This window comes from uncultured Faecalibaculum sp. (genome assembly GCF_910588395.1).
In the GTDB taxonomy this organism is placed as follows: Bacteria; Bacillota_I; Bacilli_A; order Erysipelotrichales; family Erysipelotrichaceae; genus Faecalibaculum.
This window is the reverse complement of the sequence record NZ_CAJUPA010000090.1, coordinates 1-1,260: the sequence shown is the minus strand read 5'-3', so window position 1 is coordinate 1,260 and position 1,260 is coordinate 1. Positions and strand designations below refer to the sequence as shown.

Here is a 1,260-nt window from a genome sequence, read left to right as displayed (position 1 = left end):
GGCAGTGTGGACGGGTATATCCGTGCCTTTTACCGGGAATTCGGCTGCAGGCCGGGGGAATATCTGAAGGATCCGGTGCCCATTGCCCTGTTTATCCCATACGGCGTGAAATTCGGAGAACTGAGAAAGGATGTTTTGGATATGGAAATGAAAAATCTCCAGAGCGTATTTATCCAGGTGATCCAAAAACCGGAGCGAAAGGTCATCATCAAACGAGGAATAAAAGCGGAAGATTATTTTGCATACTGTGACGAAGTGAGCTGTGAGGTCTGGGGAATATTAAAAAGCATGGATTCCCTCTGCGGGGAGCCGGTCTGCCTGTGGCTGCCGGGAGCCTATAAAAAGCCCGGCACTTCCACCTATGTACAGGGCGTGGAGGCAGAGGCGGATTACCATGGGGAAATCCCGCAGGGGTTTGATGTCATTTCCCTGCCTGCCGCCGAGTATCTGGCGGTCCAGGGGGAGCCTTTCCGGGAGGAAGATTATTCCCAGGCGATTCTTGCCGTACAATATGCCATCGACCATTATGACCCGTCTGTGATCGGATACGAGTGGGACGAGGAAAGCCCCCGCATCCAGCTGGAGCCCAGAGGGGAGAGGGGATACATCGAGCTTCGGGCAATTAAAAAGCAGCAGTAGCGGTGCATACCGTTACCGGAAAAGGAGGATAAGATGAGCGAAACGAGAAAGAAAACAGAAGAGGCTGTTAAAACAACGGACCTTACCAAAAGCTATCAGGGAAGAACTGTGTTGAAGGGCTTGAATCTGTCAGTCAAGGCCGGAACGGTCTTTGGTCTGTTGGGGGCAAACGGCGCCGGAAAGAGTACCACTATCGAATGCATCCTGGGAACGGAACAGGCCGATGGCGGAACCGCCCTGGTATTGGGGCGGGATGCCAAAAAGGACCGGCGCGCTGTATTTCAGAAAGTGGGCGTCCAGTTTCAGGAAGGGGATTACCAGCCGGAAATCAGGGTATCCGAGCTTTGCGGGGAAACCGCCTGCCTGTATGAGAGGCCGGCAGACTGGCGGAAGCTGTGTGAACGTTTCGGAATCGGGGATAAGACAGGTCATGCCGTAAAAAGTCTTTCCGGCGGGGAGCGCCAACGGCTGTTTATTGTTCTGGCGTTGCTACCGACCCCGGAGCTTGTGTTCCTGGACGAGCTGACTACAGGGCTGGACGCAAGGGCGCGCCGGACGGTGTGGAAGATTCTTGAGGATTTAAAGGGTGAAGGGCTGACCATCTTCCTCACTTCCCATTTC

2 protein-coding genes are annotated in these 1,260 nt (G+C 54.1%); both read left to right on the top strand.

Translation table 11 applies throughout. The annotated features are described in order from the left end of the window. Positions 1 to 639 (top strand): hypothetical protein (locus tag QZ305_RS11725; RefSeq protein WP_294732183.1); only part of this gene is annotated, 639 nt, incomplete at its 5' end. Positions 640 to 672: 33 nt separating this feature from the next. Next, positions 673 to 1,260: ABC transporter ATP-binding protein (locus QZ305_RS11720; protein ID WP_294732182.1), on the top strand; the 588-nt coding region annotated here is incomplete at its 3' end.